We start from the raw sequence: 1,670 nt of genomic DNA, 5'->3' as shown, positions 1-1,670 counted from the left end.
CCTCGCCGTTTCACTTGGTGCGGGGCCGATTTCTGTGCGGCAACGCGAAAGTGCCTTCTGAGCTGGGACGATGAACCTTGTCGAGGGGTTCTGTCGGTCCAGACGGAAGGCACTTTCTGCGTGCAGGGTATCGGTTCGCGTCCCAAGCTCCATGTCTCCGCTGACGGTGCGGGGGTGGTTGCTCACGCCGGGGCACGGTTGCTGGCGGATCTTGCCGATGCCGCCGGGCTGACCGCCGCGTACTCCACCGCGCTCAGACCACTTCGGCCACGCGGCACCGGTCACGACCCGGGCCGGATCGCCGTTGATCTCGCGGTGATGCTCGCCGACGGCGGCGAGACGATCACGGAACTGGCCGTTCTGCGGGACCAGCGCGAGGTGTTCGGCCCGGTCGCCTCCACGCCGACGGCCTGGCGGCTGCTGGCCGCCATCGACGAACGGGTACTGGACCGGCTGCGATCAGCCCGCGCCCAAGCCCGGGAGGTGGCCTGGCTGCAGGCCGCCGAGCGGGGCGAGGGCATACCCGCAGCCCGGGCCGGGGGACGTGCACTGCCCGGGCTCGTCCTGGATCTCGACGCCACGCTGATCACCTGCCACTCGCAGAAGGACCAGGCCGCCCCGACCTACAAGGGCGGCTTCGGCTTCCACCCGCTGATGTGCTTCCTGGCCAACACCGGCGAGGCGATGTCCGGGCGCCTGCGTCCCGGCAACGCCGGAGCCAACACCGCCGCCGATCACATCGCGGTGCTGGACGACGCTCTCGCACAGATCCCCGACGCCCACCGGCACGGCACCGACATCCTCGTCCGCACCGACAGCGCAGGATCCGCGAAAGCCTTCCTCACCCACGTCCGAGACGTGCGGAAACGAGGAATCCGCACCTTCTTCTCCGTCGGATACGCGGTCACCGAGCCGGTCCGCCACGCGATCCGAGCCATGCCCGACCGTCTCTGGCATCCCGCTCTGGACCAGGACGGCTCGCTCCGTGCCGGCGCCGAGGTCGCCGAGCTGACCGGGATGATGGAGCTGACCGGCTATCCGGCCGGCACCCGCATCATCGTGCGCCGCGAGCGACCACACCCCGGCGCCCAACTCTCCCTGTTCGACCAGGACGAGGGCCTGCGGCACCAGGTGTTCCTCACCGACACCCCTTACTCAGGCCAGGGCTCCGCCCAGTTCCTGGAGGTCCGCCACCGCGGACACGCCACCGTCGAAGACCACATCCGGCGCGGCAAGGACACCGGATTCGGCCGCTTCCCCTCCCGCCACTTCGCCATCAACGCGGCCTGGCTCGAACTCAGCCTCGCAGCGATCGACCTCCTCGCCTGGACCCGCGTCCTGCTGCTGGACGGCGAGCTGGCCGACGCCGAGCCCAAGAAACTCCGCTACCGGCTGCTGCACATCGCCGCCCGCCTCACCCGCGGCGGCCGCCGCCTCCACCTGCGAATCTCCGCCACCTGGCCCTGGCGACACGAACTCGCCGCCGCCTTCCACCGACTCGCGGCCCTGCCCCGCCCGGCCGGCTGACCGGCATGCCCCCGACCACCCACGACCCGAGGAACCCTGGAGAACCCGACCACCGCGCCGGGCCCTCACCATGCCCACCAACCAGCACCGCCCCCAACGACTCTGCCCGGCTACCCAGCAGCCGCAACTGAAACGGCGAGGCT

Annotated in this window: 1 protein-coding gene; it reads left to right on the top strand. The window is 70.7% G+C overall.

What is annotated here, in order from left to right; genetic code table 11:
* Positions 1-90 precede the first annotated feature (90 nt).
* The gene (locus tag ACIO92_RS34105; protein ID WP_402284411.1) at positions 91-1,527 is read left to right on the top strand and encodes an IS1380 family transposase; all 1,437 of its coding nucleotides are present in this window, start codon (positions 91-93) and stop codon (positions 1,525-1,527) included.
* Positions 1,528-1,670 lie beyond the last annotated feature (143 nt).

It is taken from the genome of Streptomyces sp. NPDC087215, from assembly GCF_044744885.1.
GTDB lineage: Bacteria > Actinomycetota > Actinomycetes > Streptomycetales > Streptomycetaceae > Streptomyces.
The sequence above is the reverse complement of the archived record's forward strand: the minus strand, read 5'-3'. Positions and strand labels throughout refer to the sequence as shown.